Here is a 16,391-nt window from a genome sequence, read left to right on the forward strand (position 1 = left end):
TCAATCAATGGGGACTCGCTGTCCGCCGGCCTTCCCCAGTACGGAGGCCAGCCTCCTGGTATCCACCGGCTTCGCAAAATGGTGGTCGAATCCGGCGGCAAGGGAAGTCTTGCGATCCTCTTCCTGTCCATAGCCCGTTATTGCGACCAGCATCGAATCGGCAGTCTCCGGCTGGCTGCGAAGATGCCGGGCCAATTCGTTGCCATCCATTTCAGGCAAGCCGATGTCCAGCAGGCAGACATCCGGCTTTTCGAGCTTGGCCCGTCGCAGCGCATCTTTCGCCCTGTGTTCCACGAATACATCGTGACCGCCGGCTTCAAGCAGCATGGCCAGTATGTTGGCGGCATCGATATTGTCGTCCACTATCAAAATGCGAAGCGGCTGCGCAGTCTTGTGCAAGCCTTGAGAAGCATGCTGCAGGAGTTGCCGCTCGCCCGTTTCGAGCAGGCGCGGCAGGCTGATCGAAAACCGGCTTCCCTTGCCTTGCCCTAGGCTCGCGCACGATACGCTCCCTCCATGCAATTCAACAAGGCTTTTCACCAGGGCGAGGCCCAAGCCGAGTCCGCCCGACGAGCGGTCGGATGTGACTTGTGCCTGTGTGAACAGATCGAATACACGATCCACCAGCGCCGGTTCCATGCCAATGCCGTCATCAATGATCTCGAGCAGGACATGGTTCGCGCGCACCTCGGTCTTGATCAGGATGTTTCCGCCTTCGGGGGTGTACTTGGCCGCATTGTTGACAAGATTGGCGATGACTTGAACCATCCGGACCCTGTCGCCCAGGACGACGGTCACATCCGGCGAGATATTGGTAATCAGATGGTGGCGCCGGGACTGGATCAGCGGAGTGACCTGTTCCACCGCATCTGTCACGATATTCCTCAGGTCGAGCGGCGTCATTTCCATTTTAACGAGGCCTCTGGTTACCCTCGACACGTCCAGCAGATCATTGACGAGGTTGGTCATGTGGTCGACCTGGCGGGAAATGATTTCGCTCGTATGGCGCACGCGCTCGGGTGGCAGCTCTTTCAGTTTCAACAACTCCGCCGCCGCGCTGATCGGCGCCAGCGGATTTCTCAATTCATGTGCAAGCATGGCAAGAAACTCGTCCTTGCGGCGATCGGTTTCCCTCAATGCCTCCTCGGCGCGCAGGCGCTCTGCTTCCGCGTAGGATCTTTCGACCGCCGAGCGGATTCTGTCGACGACGTCTCCGGCCAGGGCGAGGTCTTCAGGTTTCCAGGCGCGCGCGTCCGAATCGTGGATGTGCAGCACAGCCTTCAACCGTCCGCCTTGCATCAATGGCATCGCCAGCGCGGAACGGACTCCCGCAGCCAGATATGTCTCCGCAAAAGGAGAGGACTGTTCATCGATGACGACGTCCTCCGCAGCCATGATCCTGCCTGCGCGCACCGCATCCGGGATTAAAGGATGACGACCGTCCAATGCAAGGGGCATGTTGCCCATTGGGGTCAGCTTGCCGTCGTTCCAGTCTCGCTTCAAGGCCAGCAGTTTGCCTGACTCATCGATCTCGCCGTAAACGACCCGCTTCGCTCCCAGATATTTTCCGAGCAGTTCACCCGCGGCCGAGGCAATTTCGTCTGCATCGGATAAAGCTCGGAGCCGGTCCGCCAGCTGAAGCTGAAAGGATTGGCGGGCAGCATACCTTTTCAATTCCTCGCTGGTCTGCTTGCGGTGAGTGATGTCACTGAACAGGAGAGCGACTTTCCTGCTGTCCGGGCCGCCGAGGCGCGTTGCATAGACGTCGAACCAGCGGTTCATTGCGCTCGCTTCATGTTCAAACCTGCAGGCTTCGCCGGTTACGGCCACTCGTCCATAAGTGTCGAACCAGAACCGATCCAGATTCGGCACCAGTTCGCGCGCCGTCTTGTTCGCCGCATCCTTGAGGCCGGTGTGCTTCTCGAACATCCGGTTCATTTCGATGAACCGATAATCGGTTGCCACCCCGTCCGGATCGAACATCATTTCAATGATGCAGAAACCCTGGTCCATCGATTCGAACAATGTACGGTATCGTTCCTCGCTTCTGCGCAGCGCTTCATTGCTTCGCTTGCTTTCTGAAATATCGACCACGATCGCGACAATGCCCTGGAACCTTCCCTGCTGGTCGCGCAAGGCACTCACGCTGCTGGTTGCCCACATCAGCGATCCGTCCTTGCGGCTGTATTGCTTTTCAATGATCATGCCCGCGCCTCCGGCAGCCAGCCTGCTGATCGTATCGACCGTCTCCGGCACGGATGACGGCGCGGTAATGCAAAGGACATCCTCGCCGATCAGATCGGTCTTCTCGTATCCGAGCATGTCGCAATACTTTTGATTGACGAACGTGATCCGTCCTGCGGCATCTGTTTCCACAACGCCCGTGGCCGCCTGGCTGACTATGTTCTGCAAGCGTTCGCGGCTGTTGTAGAGTGCCATCTCGGCCTGCTTGCGCTCGGTCTGGTCCACGCCATGAACCAGTATTCCAGTAATCGTGCCATCACCGTCCCGCAATGCCATGTAGACGAGATCGATGAATCGCTGCTCCAGGGGCGTGCCTGGCGAACGCCGAAGTTGGACCGCCATGTCCGTACCCGTGAACGATTCGCCGGTCTGGTAAACACGGTCCAGCTGTTCAAAAAAGCCTTGCCCTTCTATTTCCGGCAATGCCTGGCGTACCGACTGCCCGACCAGCTGCCTATGCCCGACCAGCTGGCTATACCGCTCGTTGATCATTTCGAACACATGGTCCGGGCCACGCAGCACGCAGATGAAAGCCGGCGCCTGCATTAACACGTCGATCATGCGTTCGTTGACGGCTTGCACCTCTTTGATCAGATGTTCCCTCTGGGCGTAGGCCAGGACCTGTTCGGTGATGTCGGTGTGCAGGCCAACCCATTCACGGATAGCGCCGGTGGAATCGGTCAGCGGGACCGCCCGCACACTCATGTGACGGTACTGTCCATCCGCGCGTCGCAATCGATGCTCATGCTGATAGAGCGTTCCGGTTTCATTCGCCAGTTTCCACGTGCGGGCGCTTTTGTCCCGATCTTCCGGATGGACGGCATCGAGCCATCCCCAGCCCCGGTACTCCTCGAACGTCTGTCCGGTAAAGGCGGCCCAGCTTTCCTGCCCGGTCTCGAACTGGCCTGAGGCAGGGACGTTCCACACAATGGCGGCCGTCGCTTTCACGAGTGAACGAAACCGCTCTTCGCTTGCGCGCAGCTCCATGATTGCCCGGTGTTCGGCTGTCATATCGCGCGACATCGCCAGCAGGCTTTCGAGCTGGCCGCCGTTGCCATGGACTGGGGTAATAGTGACGTCCCACCATTTTGGCGTCCCCTTGGCGGTTGGACAAAAACCGCTGAAATGGCCCATCGATCCATTCATGGCGGCCTGCATCGCCCTGTCGATCTCGGCATGGCTCGACTCCGGCCAAAACAGCTTCCAGGGTTTGCCGACCACCATCCTGATATCGTCGATTTCCATGACGCAAACACCATTCCTGTTCATTGCTGCAATACAGCCCTCACTATCCAGAAGCTTCACGCAGTCTGGACTGGCCTCGAAGATCCCGGCATCAAGGCCCGTGATATTTGATGGTGGCGAGGCATTATTGATTTTGAACATGAAAATGATCCTTGCTGCTTACTCTGAATTGGAAGTAACTGAGCCAATGAACAAATCCGGCCATGAAATGGAACCGGGAAGCATCCGACCTTTTAAAGCAGGTGCGGTCTTGCGGAAAAATTAATCAATCAATGGATTTGCATAAACAAGTCGAAGTTCATGGTCGCATGAAGAAAGAAGCGAAACAGCACGCCTGCCAATACACGCGACGTGCATAATCAATGCCTTCAATCCGGAATACGGCTCCGCTTCGATGTAGAGAATGCTATTCGGCCTTCTGCTCCGAGCTGAGCTTTGTATTGGACATGACCATATCTTGTACATCATCAATTGATTTTCCATGTGTCCGCCGGACCGATACCGCTTTCATCATTTTCTCCGGTATGCGGAGGCCGTGCTCACTCGGACGAGCACCGATGAATCTTCCCGGTTGGCAGGAGCCGCGTGTACTTTTTACCGATGGCTGGCGTAAAGAGTCGACTCCAGGGAAGAGGATACCGGGATAGCACCTCCTGAAGGCTATTTCCTGCTGACCTAGACACCATGGCGCTTCAGTCTTTCCCTCAACACATTTTCGTCGTCGCTGGCACAGAGCATGCATTAAGCGGCATAACGAGTTGAATAAGAGTTACGCCAATCTGTCATGCGATCACAAATTTCAAGAAGCCTAGCCCCATCAATTTCGGACCTCGCCGCCCCAGGCGCAAAGGGCCTTTATTTTGAACTGATTGCGGACCAGCCCATGGGCAAGCCGCTGCTTGAGCGCAGCCGGGCTTTCCTCGACAGCAAGTTGAAGGAGGCCGATGGCTTGCCTGGCGACCTGCCGCAACGGATGGAAGCCTTGCCCGAATGGATGGAGAAAAGTTCCGAAAAGGCTGCGCAGCAGTACCGCGCCTATCTGGCGGGCCGGCGAGACGGCCAGGGCCGCCGCTATTTCAGCAACAAATCGCACGCCCTCTACTTCCTGAATGCCGTTGCGCCCACCAAACTGGTCGACGGGTCGTGGCTTTACGGCATATTGCAGCGCTGGGAAGATCCGCGCTTCGCCAACCTGATCCGCATCTATCTGGAAGAGCTCGGGGAAGGACTGCCTGACAAGAATCATGTCGTCCTGTACCGCAAGCTGCTCGACACGCATGGATGCACAAGCTGGCCGCAGCTGGATGACGCCTTCTTCACGCAGGGAGCCATTCAACTTTGCCTGGCCCATCACGCGGCCGATTTCCTGCCCGAGGTGATCGGTTTCAATCTCGGTTATGAACAGCTGCCCCTGCATCTGTTGATAAGCGCCTACGAACTCAACGAACTCGGCATCGACCCGTATTATTTCACGCTGCACGTCACCGTCGACAATGCCTCGACCGGGCATGCGCGAAGAGCCATGCAGGCAGTGTTCGATGCATTGCCGCAGACAGGCAATCGCGCTGAATTCCTGCGCCGCGTGATCAATGGCTACAAGCTCAACGACCTCGGCATGGGCACGCTGGACGCCATTGATTCATTCGACATCACGCAGGCGCTGCTTACGGTTTTGCGCGACAAGGCCATCGTTGGATCGGCGGTGCATTCGGATTACTGCCGGGTCGGTGGCCGCACGGTCAGCGACTGGCTGTCCGAACCGGAGCGCATGCCTGATTTCCTTGCCGCGCTGGAAACAGCCGGATGGATAAAGCGGGGCGAAGCCCCGGAGAAAAGCCGTTTCTGGAAACTGATCAGCGGCGAGCGCGCGGAGATGTTCGGCGTCTTCACCGGCTATGAACAGCAGCTTATCCGCGACTGGATCACAGACGATTCCGGGCTCGCCGGAACGGCTCGGACAGGAACCAGGCTGCCGCGCCAGCCGAGCTTCAGGGCGAAGCAGCGAATGGACGAGTCGATCGCGGAATCGACAGTCCGGAGCCGGCCGGCCTACATGTCGCGCGGCGTGTTTCGAAGCCAGCATGCGCGCCACCGCGCGGCCAACGACCACGACGACTTCAATGCCGATCTGCGCCTGCTCGAAGATGAACTCGCCGCGCTCAAGGACCGCAGGATCATCATGTCGCGACTGGTGGAGCTGCTGTCACCCGCCGTTCATCACACTTCGGCCGGCATGATGGCCACGCGCATCTTCAACCGGATGTTCAACGCATAAAGCCCTTGCGCCGCGGTGGTATTGGGGCGCGCAAGCCAGCGGGACAGGCGGGCATGCCTGCCTGTCCCGGGCAGCATCACTCCTCCTGCTTCGCGACCAACACCACCGCGGCGATGCGGTCGGCATGAGTATAGGGTTCGTGCAGCAGTTCTTCGCCGAAAATATCGGGGTCGATCTCCTTGTACTGCCACTGCATTTTCGAATCCCGAAACTTCCGTTCGATCGCCGACCGGAATTGATCGGCGCCATTCACGACCGCGACCCCGGTATAGAGCAGGAGGCTTCCGCCGGGACTCAAGCGTTTCATCGCACTGTCCACGATCGCCAGCGACAATCCTTCACCCAAGCTGCCGGCGCCATGCCGGTAGGTGCGCCGGTCGGAATCGATCAGGTAAGGGGGATTGGCCACGACGAGATCGAAGCTGCCTTCGACATCGTTCAGCAAGTCGCTATACAGCGCATGCACTCCTGCGGTGCCGGCAAGCATGCTATTGATTTGCGTGAAACGGATCGCCTTGTGATTGATGTCGACAGCCAGCACTTCCGCCGATGGGCAAAGACGGGCAATCGAGATCGCGCCGGGCCCGCCGCCGCAACCGATGTCGACAGCGCGATTGACCGGCAGGCAAAGGTCGGGAAGGACTTGTTCGATCGCATTCACGAACCGGTAGGTGTCCGGTCCGAAGAAGATGGCATCGACTTCTTCCGTGGGATAAGCTGAATGAAAAAAGAGCTGGTCGCCCAGGGTGGACGCGCGTACGAGGCTGCGGTACCGATTGCCTTCCTGGACAATGACGCCGGCATCCCGCATGTGCCTGACCAGGTTTTCCGAGACCGCAGACAATTCGAATGGACGGCTCCAGCCGAAGATGCCTTCGAGGTTCAGCGCGAGTTCGTTTCCCTTTCTGGCGTTCACGCGGGAATGCGTCAACGGCGAAACCGTTGTAAAGCGATATCCCTCGTTTTTCAGGAAGTGGCCGAGGTCAACCAGGGCGGCGTCCGATTCGGTGCCGGTTGCGGGTAACGATGAAGTGTGCATAGGGTCGATGCCAGCCTTTGAGTTGTTTGAATGCGTCCGGGAATGGCCGCGATGAGATGGAACCATTCTCTCCGGCACTTGCAGGCAGCCAATTGTTTATGAGCTTAGATTAAGGATCATCCTGAAATGAGAAAGTTCTGGAGAGCCAGCGCGGTGACGCATTCCTGCAAAGCCCGTGGGCTTTGATTGAAGTCCCAATGGATGGACGCCCATTGAGGCGCCACGTGTTGATGCCGATGATGGTGACGGAGCGGCGACGGCCACATGAGAAAGCCAGCCGAAAGCCAATCGGCCTCAGACACGCAGCCGCGGCACCGGGTTTTCTTATACGAGAACCCAGTGGTTATCCAGCCGCAATTTTGCCGGGAGTTTCAGGCGTACATGCGGATCCGCTGCCGCGCCGAGCGCCGCCGCGCTGCCGCCGGCCCAGAGATCACGACCGCCAGCCGAAAGGATGGGACAGGCCTCCTGCAAGCTTATCGGCGGCGACCATCCCGCGTCGGGCCTCCAGTGCAATACGGCATTGGCGCGCGGCGCACTGAGCGCAAAGCCGCCGTTCCAGGCCGCAATGTCGCCAGCGTATCCCGCCGCCCCTGGCACGGGAGGCGCATCCGGCACAAGCAGCCGGTCTCTTTCGAATACCGCCAGAACCGGGGCCGCATCCCGGTCGGCGCCGGCATCATGCTCGGCTTGCATGGCGATGCCTACGCGCGCACCGCTGCGCGCCATATGACGCAGACTCAGGCGCCGGTCGGCAAGTCGCCATTGACCCACCAACGCGCCGCTGCCTGCATGAAGCCGGACCAGGGACGAATCCATGGCATGCAGGTTACGCTTGATTCGCCCCGTCTCCGGCTGAGTGGGCACGCCGCCGTTCGCCACCAGCAGCGTATCGCCTTCCATCAGCATCATGTGGGCATCGATGCCATGGGTGGGCCACTCATCCACTTTCTCGAGCGAGCGCGCATCCCACACGCCAATGAGCCCCTGCCCCGTTTCCAGGTCGGTTTCGGTCGTAAACAATCGCTTGCCGTCGGCCGAGGAAACGACATGTCCGTTAAAGGCCCGATCCGGTTCGGCCCAGACCCAGTGCGGCGCACTTCGTCCGGGATGCCAGCGCAACATCCAGTCGCCAGGCCGCCGCGCGACAGCCAGCAGACTGCCTCCCGCCTCCGCGAGCAAGCCGTGCGCGCGCGTAGGCACTTCGATACTTGCCGTCGGCAGCATTCCATCGGCGCGCTGCGCCAGCAGGCCGACCCGGTGGCCGTCCCGGTCATTCCACGCGGCGGCAAACCTCGGCGTGGATGCCTGTTTCGGCGCGCTACATGCCGGAGTCACGCAGGTGAGCAGCGACGCAATAACGAAGCGCCGGCGGCCGGGATTGCGAATGTGACTGCGGCCTGGTGGGGCGGCTTTTGATTCAATCGCCATCTGCGTCCGAGAAACCGATGCTGACATTGAGCGCGGGCGCGATGTCTTCCTCGGCCAGGCGCTTGACGACAGCCAGGCTCTTGGCTGCCGGGAGCAGTTGTCCACGCTTTTCCGGGGTGAGTCCATGCATGGCAGAGCCCGCCTGGCCGATAGCGTCCTTCCATCGCTGCGCCAGGGCGGCCTGGCCGCGGCCGCGAAGATACAGCTCCACCGGAATGAGGGCACGGCCGGGTTGCGGCGCTTCCTGCTCCCCTTCCTGCTCCCTGAACACCGCGAGATCCTGCAATGCCTTCCAATGCGTTTCCCAACTCGACGCCGTCGCCCCGCTGGCCTGGCGCGGGAAGCGCGCCGCACTGCGAGAGGCGGACTTGGCCTCGCGCACCGGCCGCTCGATTTCCTGCCAGCGCAGGCGTTCCATGGAACCGACCCATTGATTGACGAATTCGGTGAACGCCGCTGCAGTCTGTTCGGCGTCCCAGGCGCCGGGGTCGGCTCCGGCAAACGCCGCCTTCAGGGCCTCGGCTTCGCGCGTGATGTCGGCCGCCACTTCCGCGGCATAGGCGCACGCCTGGCTGCCTCTCTCGACAGGCTTTTCCCACAGCAGCCACTCGAGCGCCGGAAAGCCTTTGGCCGGCGTACCGATGCGTTCCATGGCTGCCGCGCCGCGCGGCGCCTGCTTGATCGCGCGTTCGATCAGTGGCGGCCGCGGTGGCGTAAAGTCGATGGCACGCACCGAGCGGCGCTCGATCAGCGGCCCGAACGGTACGGCGGATAGCCGCTCCCAGTCCGCCACCGCAGCCTTCCAGGCGCTTCTCGCTGCCGCGAGGCCAGCGGAAGCCCCGCCTTGCGCGGGCGCGCAAATCCTCTCCAGTGCGAGGTGCAGCTTCTGCGCGGTGTCAGCGAAGGCCACTGCACGCGGCTGCGCCCAGTGCCGATAGAGCCCGGTCATGACATCTTCCGGCTTGTAGAAAGGTACTGCAACATCGCGGCTCAAGGATTGTGCCGCAGCCGGTCCCCCCAGCGACACAAGCAGGGCGGCTGCCGCCCATTTCAGCGCGGAGCGCCGCAAAGGATCAGTCATAGGGACTCCACGAATTTTACGAGCGCTGCCCGTTCGGCCTGGTTCATCTGCAGCACCCGCTGCTTGCTGCCCTCCGCTTCGCCGCCATGCCAAAGTATGGCTTCCAGGATGCCGTCGGCCCGCCCGTCGTGCAGCAGGCGGGTATGGCCGTTGACATCCTTGATCAGCCCGACGCCCCATAGCGGCGGCGTGCGCCATTGCTTGCCGCTTGCCGCGTGATCCGGGCGCCCGTCGGCCAGCCCGTCGCCCATGTCATGCAACAGAAGATCGGTGTAAGGCCAGATTGTCTGCCCTTGCAGCGCCTTGCTTGTAAGTTTGGGAAACGGACCTTGCGCCGTCGTATAGCTTGGCCGGTGGCAGGTCGCGCATTGCGCCTGCATGAACAGCTGCCTGCCCTGCTCAACGCGGCTGTCATTCATGAAACGACGCGCGGGCGGAGCGAGGGTAGCCTGGTAAAAAATGACGTTGCCCAGGGTTTCATCGTCGATTTCCACCTTGGTGTCGGGATCGTTGCCGTTCCTGGCCGCGAGACAATCCTTCTGCGCGTCGGTGCATGCCTCGCGGCTGAATCTTGCAGACGTGATACCGATGTCGCCGAGGAAGGCCGATGCTGTCTGGTGTGCCAGGGTGGCGGCATTGGCTTTCCATCCGAAGCGCCCGATCATCTCGCGTTCGGCGAAAGCGTCGTAGACGCGGTTGGGAATGCCCTTGATGGGACCCGGCGATGCCGCCTGCAACGCGGCGTTGTTCAGGATCTCCTGTTCCGGAATGGCTTCCAGCAGTCCGACGCCGATCAGTTGCGGCGCAATGCGAGGGCTGACCATCACATCCCTGGACATGGGGCCGTAGGCCAGCTTGCGGAATCCGTATATCGGCTTTTGCAGGGTATAGCGCGTACCGTCCGCAAAGCGTCCGCTGACTTCCTCCCAGCGCATCACGATTTGTCCTTCCGGCTTGACGCCCTGGACCGCATGATTGGCAAACTGGTCGCCGTAGACGGGTTCAGGTTTTGGAAAGCCGAACTTTTCCTTGCCGGGAACCGACAGGCGCAGCAGCAAACCGACCGGCTGCTCGTCGCTCAGCCCCTTGCGGAACGACGGCGGCGCGGCCCTTCCATCCTGGACATGACAGCCGCCGCACGAGCGGGCGATGAAATGGGGGCCAAGGCCGTCGCGCGCGGTGGTGGAGGCGGGCGACTGCACCCAGTTGCGGCGAAAGAAGGAATTGCCGATGACAAATCGGGTGCGCTCCTCATCGCTGAGGTTGGCAGCCGGGAAGGAGAAGGCATTGCGTCCGTCCGCATGGACTGTCGTCGCTCCGCCCGTCAGTTCGTCCTGCGGCGCATTGCCGTCGCCGGGGACGGCGGCATGCAGCACGGCCCCGCCGGCCGCGGCTAGCGCCACTCCGACAAGCAGGGTCATTCGCCTGATCACGGCTGCACCAGGGTCAGGCGCTTGATGCCGACGGCATTGGCGGCTTCCACCAGGTTGCGCGACTGTTCGACCAGGCTGTCGATGGTTTTCTGCACGCGCTTCCTGCCCGGCGCGTCCTTTCCGCCAATGATTTCGCGGTCGAACGGTGCCTGTATGCCCTCGGCCGCTTCCACCGAGGCACGAATCTGGCGAGTCGTCTTGTCACCCAGGCCGGCGTCCCGGGCCGCGACCAGCGCCTGCAGCCCCGGGCCTTTCAGGACCTCGCCATCCGGCCGCTTGTATTCACCGAGCCAGACGTTTTCGATTCCCTTTGCATTGGCGACGGCGTCGCGATGGGTATTGTCGGAAAAACAGCTGTGCTCGTCTTCCTGATCCTGGCTCGACAGCGCCACTTCCAGCCGCTCGCCGGCCAGCTCGCCGCGCGACAGGGAACCCAGCCCCACGAACATCTTGCGCAGGGATTCCTGCCCTCCCTTTTCGAATCGGGCGCGATAGTTCGATGCCTGGCCCGGCGCCCATGCCTTCACCATTGTCTGCAGATCATCGACGAGCAGCGCGCTCGTGACCTTCAGATACTGGCGGCGGCGATCCGCATTGGCTTTCTTGCCGTCCACGAAATCCTCGAACGACCGGTTGCCGGGACCGTTCTCGGAAAGGTCCTGGCCCCAGAGCATGAATTCGATGGCGTGCCAGCCGGTTGCAATGTTTTCCTCGCCGTCGCGTTCGTTCAGCGCAGCGAGCGATTTCTTGGTGATCGCATGCTTTCGGTTGTTGACGATGCCGGCCTTGTCGTTGCCTTCGACGGCGTCCACATAGGACTCGTCCATCGGCCACGCATTGAGGCGTCCTTCCGGGCCCTTGTCGTCATCGATGGGACCGCCGTAAAAGCGGAAGGCCTCCGTCTGACCATACACTTCACGCGCGTCCAGCCACGCCTTCCGCGCCTTCGCGAGTGAATCCGCAGACGGGGCGCCCAGGAATTCGCCGATGGCCTTGTCCATGCGCCGGGCCGCGGAAACGGCATCCGAGTAGTTTGCGTGTACAAGCGTGGCGTAGTGCGCGACGACGCGCTGGACACTCGGGGTCGGCGGTGCGGTTTGAGCCATCACCAGCGGACTCGATAGTGCAAAGGACATGCTCAATGCAAATGCGGCGAATGTGTTTTTCATTTCGGAATTCAATATCTTGGTGGACGGGATAATGGTGCGTAGTGAGATTCGGACCGGAAGATCGACAGGACCGCCCGGCATGGATGCCTCAGAAGTCGACCTTGGCAGCCACCTTCAAGGTTCTCGGACTGCCCACGCCAATGAAGCCGTTGCCGGCGGTGCTCCAGTAATTCTTGTCGGTGACATTGTCCAGCACGGCCTGGAACGTCGTTCGCCTGCCGGCGAGTTTGGTCGTGTAACGGGCACCGAGGGAATACGTCGTGTAGCCGCCGATGAAGGCCTGGTTCGCGTTGTTGACGGGGCGCTCGCCGACGTAGAACACGCCGCCGCTCAGTGCGAGCCCCGGGACCTGCGCAAGCCGGTATTCGGCGAACAGGCTGCCCGTCCGGCGCGGCGTGTTTTCGGGCGTCTTGCCAAAGGTAGCGGCATTGGCCGCATTCCGTTGTTCCGCATCCATGAACAGGGCCGATGCGATCAGCGAGAGCTGCTTAGAAATTTCGCCGGAGGCAGCCAGCTCGACACCCTTGTATTCGGCCAGGCCATTCAGTACGAAACGGTTTGCCGCATCGATATTGGTCGATGGACGCTCGATGTCGAAGTAAGCGGCCTGGAGAAGCACGCCCTGCGCGACCTCGGCCTTGACGCCAATCTCCTTCTGCTTGGCGACCGCAGGGGCCAGCAGCTCGCCCGCGTTCGCGCGGTTTGCCGGGGCCTGGCCGCTTTCCTCCACGCCTTCGATATAGCTGGCATAGACGGAAACATTGGAAACTGGCTTGTACATCAACGCTGCCGAGGGATTGATTTCATCCGCGCTGTAGCGGGTGGTCGATGTCGTGCTTTCATAGCGGCTTGAGCGTACGCCGGCAGTCAGCTGCCACTGTTCGCCGAACGAGATGCGATCCTGCGCATACCAGCCGCGGTCCTTGATGGCCGAAGGAGCGGCTACCGGTGCCGCCGTCGGGAAGCGCTGCGCGATGTCGATCGGGTTGTACAGGTTCTGCGGGGTGTCGAAGGTCCCGTTGGAGATGGACACGGCATCCCTGTCATTGCGTGTGAAGCCAAAGGTGAGTTCGTGCGACATGCGCGCCCCCGGCAGCACCCCGAGCAGTTCGGCGCGATAGTTCGTGTTCTCCCATTCCTGGCCGCGATTGAAGAAGGTGCGCAGGGTGCCGGCACCCGTGGTCAGGCTGTAATTCTGGAACTGGGAGAAGTTGCGGTCACGCTCGGTCTTTGCGTTCCCGCCTTCCAGCAGCACGCTCCAGTTGTCGCCAAGGCGATAGTCGGTACGCAGGAGCACATTAGTCGCCTGGGCATCGTACTTCTGCCACTCGCCCGCCAGATTGCGTTTCGCGTCAGGCACCTGGGGCAAGGCAATCGTGCCGCCGGATGCGGGCAACAGCGCGATGGCCGCCTGTTCCGAAACCTTCTTGCGGTAATGCTCGAGATCGAGCTTGAACGACAGGTCACGCGTCGCTTTCCAGTCGAGCGCGGCAGAAGCCAGCTGGCGGTCGCCCGAGTATCGGTCGACCCCGATGTCCTCGCGTCCGGTAACCAGATTGATTCGCGCGCCGAACTGCTCCTGCTCGCCGAAGCGGCGGCCGATATCGGCATGCGCCGACGCGCCGCCATACTGGTTGGCCGTCACCGCGAAACTGGTAACCGGGTCTTTGGCCGCGCGCTTGGTGACCATGTTGACGATGCCGGAGGGCGGCACAAAGCCATAGTACAGGGAGGAGGCGCCCTTCAGCACTTCGACCCGCTCCTTGTTTTCCAGCGGAATATCGACCAGGTTGATGACAGGCAGGCTGCCATTGAGCCGGTAGTTGCCACGGTTTTCGACAAGGATGCCGCGGATGGCGATATTGTCATAGGTAGAGCCGTTGAGCTGCGAACGCGTCACGCCCGCCGTGTTGCGCAGCGCCCCGAACAGGTTCGTTGCCGCCTGGGCATCGAGAACCTCCCGCGTGACGACATTGCTGGTCTGCGGCACGTCCAGCGGCGCAACATCCCGAAACGTTCCCACCTGCACGCTGTTGCTTTTGTAGCTTCCATTTCTCTCCGCCGAGACGGTCACCGTCCCGAGCTCCTTCTCCGCCGCCGTGTCGGTCGTCTGGGAAAATGCATTCGAGGCGGTAAAGGCGAGAGAAAATGCGCTGGCAAGCGCGGTCAGGCGGGGCTGCATAACATCCTTTCGGGCAAATAAATGTAAATGAAACTGATTCGCATTCCCGATGATACTATACTTGCCATTCCCTGCGCCTGTTTCACGGTATTGATGCGCGGCCATTCCCCTCAACTGCAGCCATGCGAAAGACCTTAGTACTGCTTCATCGTTATCTGGGCCTTGCCCTGGGCCTGTTCCTACTCGGCAGCGGGCTGACCGGCAGCGCGATCGTCTTCAGCAAAGCCATCGATTCCTATTTCAACCCGGAACTCTTGACGGTGGCGCCCCGCCCTGGCGAGCCGCTGCAGGTTGACGAGTTTCTCCGGAACGCGAAGGAGCGTCTGCCCGGCGAAACGCCGACCTTCATCTATATGCCCCTGGCCCCGCACGAGGCGGCGCAGGTCCTGTTCCAGCCGAGCGGCATGCGGGTGCACGCCGATCCCCATACCGGCAAGGTCCTGGGCTTACGGCATCCCAGCGATTCAGTCACAGGATGGCTCATCGACTTCCATGTCCATCTTCTGGCCGGCAAGACCGGCAAGCAGATACAGGGCTGGATTGGCCTGGGTGCCATATTGATCAGCCTTGTCGGGATTTATCTTTGGTGGCCGAACACCGGGAAGTGGAAACAGGCCTTTTCAATCAAGTGGGAAGCGGGAGCATTCCGGGTCTGGTTCGACGCCCATCGCGTAAGCGGAGCCCTCGCGGCGGCATTGATCGTGCTGACCGCGCTGACCGGTTCCGCGCTTGCGCTTTACGACTTGTTGACCGAGCCCCTTCTCATCAAGGCGACCGGCAGCGGCACGCGACAACCGGCGCCCAAGGCTGCATCGATATCGACCGAACCGGCCTCGATCGACGCGATGCTGAGGCAGGCACAAGCAAGTTTTCCGGACGGACAGATCACCAGGCTTACCTTACCCGCGAAGGGCAGCAGCGTCGTCGGCGTACGCATGCGGCTCAACGGCGAGATTCACCAGTTCGGCCGATCCTTCATATGGTTCGACAAGCATGACGGCCAGATACTTCGCGTCGACAATGCTCTCAAGGCCAATCGCGCGGTGCAGATTCAAAGCTGGCTGTTCCCGCTTCATACGGGGATGTATGGCGGTCTGTTCACACAGTGGCTTCAATTACTGGTGGGGCTCGGCCTCGCCTTCCTGTCGATTTCGGGCGGCTGGCTGTGGTTCAGGAAATTACGCGCGAAAGCTATTGCCGCTTCGCGTCCGGCGCGCGCGCGTGAAAGTGCGGCCGGCCAGATGTGATGTTTCAATAGGGTGTAAGTGTCCATGCGGACTGGATTTGAGGCACTGGGAATCGCCAAACCCCCACACGTCTCAAAGGAGCCCAGCCGAATGAACATGAATGCCCGACTTACCTTCGTTCGTCGACTGGAAATGGTCATGTCCCTGACATCGAACGGCTTATACCAATCCCAAGTCATGACATGACAGATGAGATCGATGGATTTTTTCGTCTGGCAAGGCGCGGGAGGAATCCATAGCAGGGCTATGGATGACGAGTGCAACGCCGCCAGGCGGGAAAAGACGCGATCTTATGTCATGAAATGGCTTGGGATTGGAATTATCTGTCACTGCCGCGGCCGATCGCTTTGGGGTGAGCATGGCAACAGTCAGGAAGTGGCTGGGACGCTATCTGGCAGAAGGTCCATCCGGCTTGGCCGATCGCTCTTCTCGTTCCGACGTGAGCCCGCGTTCGATTTCAGCCGCCACAGCCCTAATCATTATTCAACTGCGCAAGAAACGCATGACCCAGATGCGCATTGCCGACTACCTGGGCCTTTCCAGGGCCACCGTGAGCCGGGTGCTCAATCGGCCCGGCTTGGCCCGGCTTATCCCGGCTGTCGGACCTGGAACCGGCTGAACCGATTGTGCGCTACGACCATGCTCATTGCGGGGATCTGATCAACCTCGACACCAGAAAGCTCCCGCGCATCGAACAGCCCGGACACCGTGTCCATGGTGACCGTACGACGCAGGTGCGCGGGGCTGGATGGAAGGTGCTGTTTATTGCCATCGATGACCATGCCCGCATTGTTCACCCGGATGTATGCCAATGAAACCAAGGAAAATGCGATTGATTTGCTCCGTGCATATTCCGGTCAGTTGTATTCACCCGTTCCGTCGACGCACACATCTACATCGTAGGATGAGGGGCATTTCCGGCATGGTAAGCAGCGTTTCGGCGCGGTGATCACTGTTTCGACGCCGCAATCATCGCAAGCACAAAAATCGAGGGCATTGGATGTACAAACTTAGCGCGCAAGCAAAGTACACGCACGCCAAAGAA

At 60.6% G+C, this 16,391-nt stretch carries 10 protein-coding genes and 1 pseudogene; 4 read left to right on the plus strand and 7 right to left on the minus strand.

The genetic code is table 11. From position 1 onward, the window contains the following. A complete protein-coding gene (locus RY831_RS26320; protein ID WP_326509373.1) occupies positions 1–3,549 on the minus strand; it encodes a PAS domain S-box protein in 3,549 nt (1,182 codons plus the stop codon). On the opposite strand from RY831_RS26320, the gene RY831_RS26325 reads away from it, so the two are divergent. Both RY831_RS26325 and RY831_RS26330 read left to right on the plus strand, forming a co-directional pair. Then, complete coding sequence (locus tag RY831_RS26325) at positions 3,488–3,754, plus strand: hypothetical protein (RefSeq protein WP_326509376.1); 267 nt, start codon at positions 3,488–3,490, stop codon at positions 3,752–3,754. The genes RY831_RS26320 and RY831_RS26325 overlap by 62 nt on opposite strands. Positions 3,755–4,372: 618 nt before the next feature. Beyond that, entirely contained in the window at positions 4,373–5,764 is a 1,392-nt protein-coding gene (locus RY831_RS26330; RefSeq protein ID WP_326509350.1) for an iron-containing redox enzyme family protein, read from the plus strand. 76 nt (positions 5,765–5,840) lie between these two features. On the opposite strand, the gene RY831_RS26335 is transcribed toward RY831_RS26330, so the two are convergent. The 6 genes from RY831_RS26335 to RY831_RS26360 all read right to left on the minus strand — a co-directional run bounded on the left by RY831_RS26335 (position 5,841) and on the right by RY831_RS26360 (position 14,099). Continuing rightward, on the minus strand, positions 5,841–6,803 hold the full coding sequence (locus RY831_RS26335) for a methyltransferase (protein WP_326509351.1): 963 nt from the start codon (positions 6,801–6,803) through the stop codon (positions 5,841–5,843). A gap of 324 nt (positions 6,804–7,127) precedes the next feature. Next, positions 7,128–8,234 carry a DUF1513 domain-containing protein gene (locus RY831_RS26340; RefSeq protein ID WP_326509352.1) on the minus strand — a complete coding sequence of 369 codons (1,107 nt, stop codon included), beginning with the start codon at positions 8,232–8,234 and terminating at the stop codon, positions 7,128–7,130. After that, on the minus strand, positions 8,224–9,315 hold the full coding sequence (locus tag RY831_RS26345) for an imelysin family protein (RefSeq protein ID WP_326509353.1): 1,092 nt from the start codon (positions 9,313–9,315) through the stop codon (positions 8,224–8,226). Before RY831_RS26345 ends, RY831_RS26340 begins: the two co-directional genes overlap by 11 nt. Next, the gene (locus RY831_RS26350; protein ID WP_326509354.1) at positions 9,312–10,736 is read right to left on the minus strand and encodes a di-heme oxidoreductase family protein; all 1,425 of its coding nucleotides are present in this window, start codon (positions 10,734–10,736) and stop codon (positions 9,312–9,314) included. Before RY831_RS26350 ends, RY831_RS26345 begins: the two co-directional genes overlap by 4 nt. An 8-nt stretch (positions 10,737–10,744) precedes the next feature. Beyond that, positions 10,745–11,917: an imelysin family protein gene (locus RY831_RS26355; protein ID WP_437126330.1), complete on the minus strand. Its 1,173-nt coding sequence runs from the start codon at positions 11,915–11,917 to the stop codon at positions 10,745–10,747. An 88-nt stretch (positions 11,918–12,005) separates the two neighbouring features. Then, positions 12,006–14,099 (minus strand): TonB-dependent siderophore receptor, encoded by a 2,094-nt coding sequence (locus RY831_RS26360; RefSeq protein WP_326509355.1) that lies wholly within the window; start codon positions 14,097–14,099, stop codon positions 12,006–12,008. Positions 14,100–14,221: 122 nt separating this feature from the next. Between RY831_RS26360 and RY831_RS26365 the strand changes: the two genes are divergently transcribed. Beyond that, the gene (locus RY831_RS26365; RefSeq protein WP_326509356.1) at positions 14,222–15,346 is read left to right on the plus strand and encodes a PepSY-associated TM helix domain-containing protein; all 1,125 of its coding nucleotides are present in this window, start codon (positions 14,222–14,224) and stop codon (positions 15,344–15,346) included. Between the two features lie 316 nt (positions 15,347–15,662). Then, positions 15,663–16,149, plus strand: a pseudogene (locus tag RY831_RS26370) (helix-turn-helix domain-containing protein); the annotation flags it as partial. Between the last annotated feature and the right edge of the window lie 242 nt (positions 16,150–16,391).

This window comes from Noviherbaspirillum album, from assembly GCF_035916955.1.
Classification (GTDB): Bacteria; Pseudomonadota; Gammaproteobacteria; order Burkholderiales; family Burkholderiaceae_D; genus Noviherbaspirillum; species Noviherbaspirillum album.

What these genes read in the sequence shown, in the direction of transcription:
- RY831_RS26330 (WP_326509350.1), top strand. Translation starts at nt 4,373, where the DNA reads ATGGGCAAGCCGCTGCTTGAGCGCAGCCGGGCTTTCCTCGACAGCAAG.
- RY831_RS26345 (WP_326509353.1), bottom strand. Translation starts at nt 9,315, where the DNA reads ATGACTGATCCTTTGCGGCGCTCCGCGCTGAAATGGGCGGCAGCCGCC.
- RY831_RS26365 (WP_326509356.1), top strand. Translation starts at nt 14,222, where the DNA reads ATGCGAAAGACCTTAGTACTGCTTCATCGTTATCTGGGCCTTGCCCTG.
- RY831_RS26350 (WP_326509354.1), bottom strand. Translation starts at nt 10,736, where the DNA reads ATGACCCTGCTTGTCGGAGTGGCGCTAGCCGCGGCCGGCGGGGCCGTG.
- RY831_RS26335 (WP_326509351.1), bottom strand. Translation starts at nt 6,803, where the DNA reads ATGCACACTTCATCGTTACCCGCAACCGGCACCGAATCGGACGCCGCC.
- RY831_RS26355 (WP_437126330.1), bottom strand. Translation starts at nt 11,917, where the DNA reads ATGAAAAACACATTCGCCGCATTTGCATTGAGCATGTCCTTTGCACTA.
- RY831_RS26360 (WP_326509355.1), bottom strand. Translation starts at nt 14,099, where the DNA reads ATGCAGCCCCGCCTGACCGCGCTTGCCAGCGCATTTTCTCTCGCCTTT.
- RY831_RS26340 (WP_326509352.1), bottom strand. Translation starts at nt 8,234, where the DNA reads ATGGCGATTGAATCAAAAGCCGCCCCACCAGGCCGCAGTCACATTCGC.
- RY831_RS26325 (WP_326509376.1), top strand. Translation starts at nt 3,488, where the DNA reads ATGACGCAAACACCATTCCTGTTCATTGCTGCAATACAGCCCTCACTA.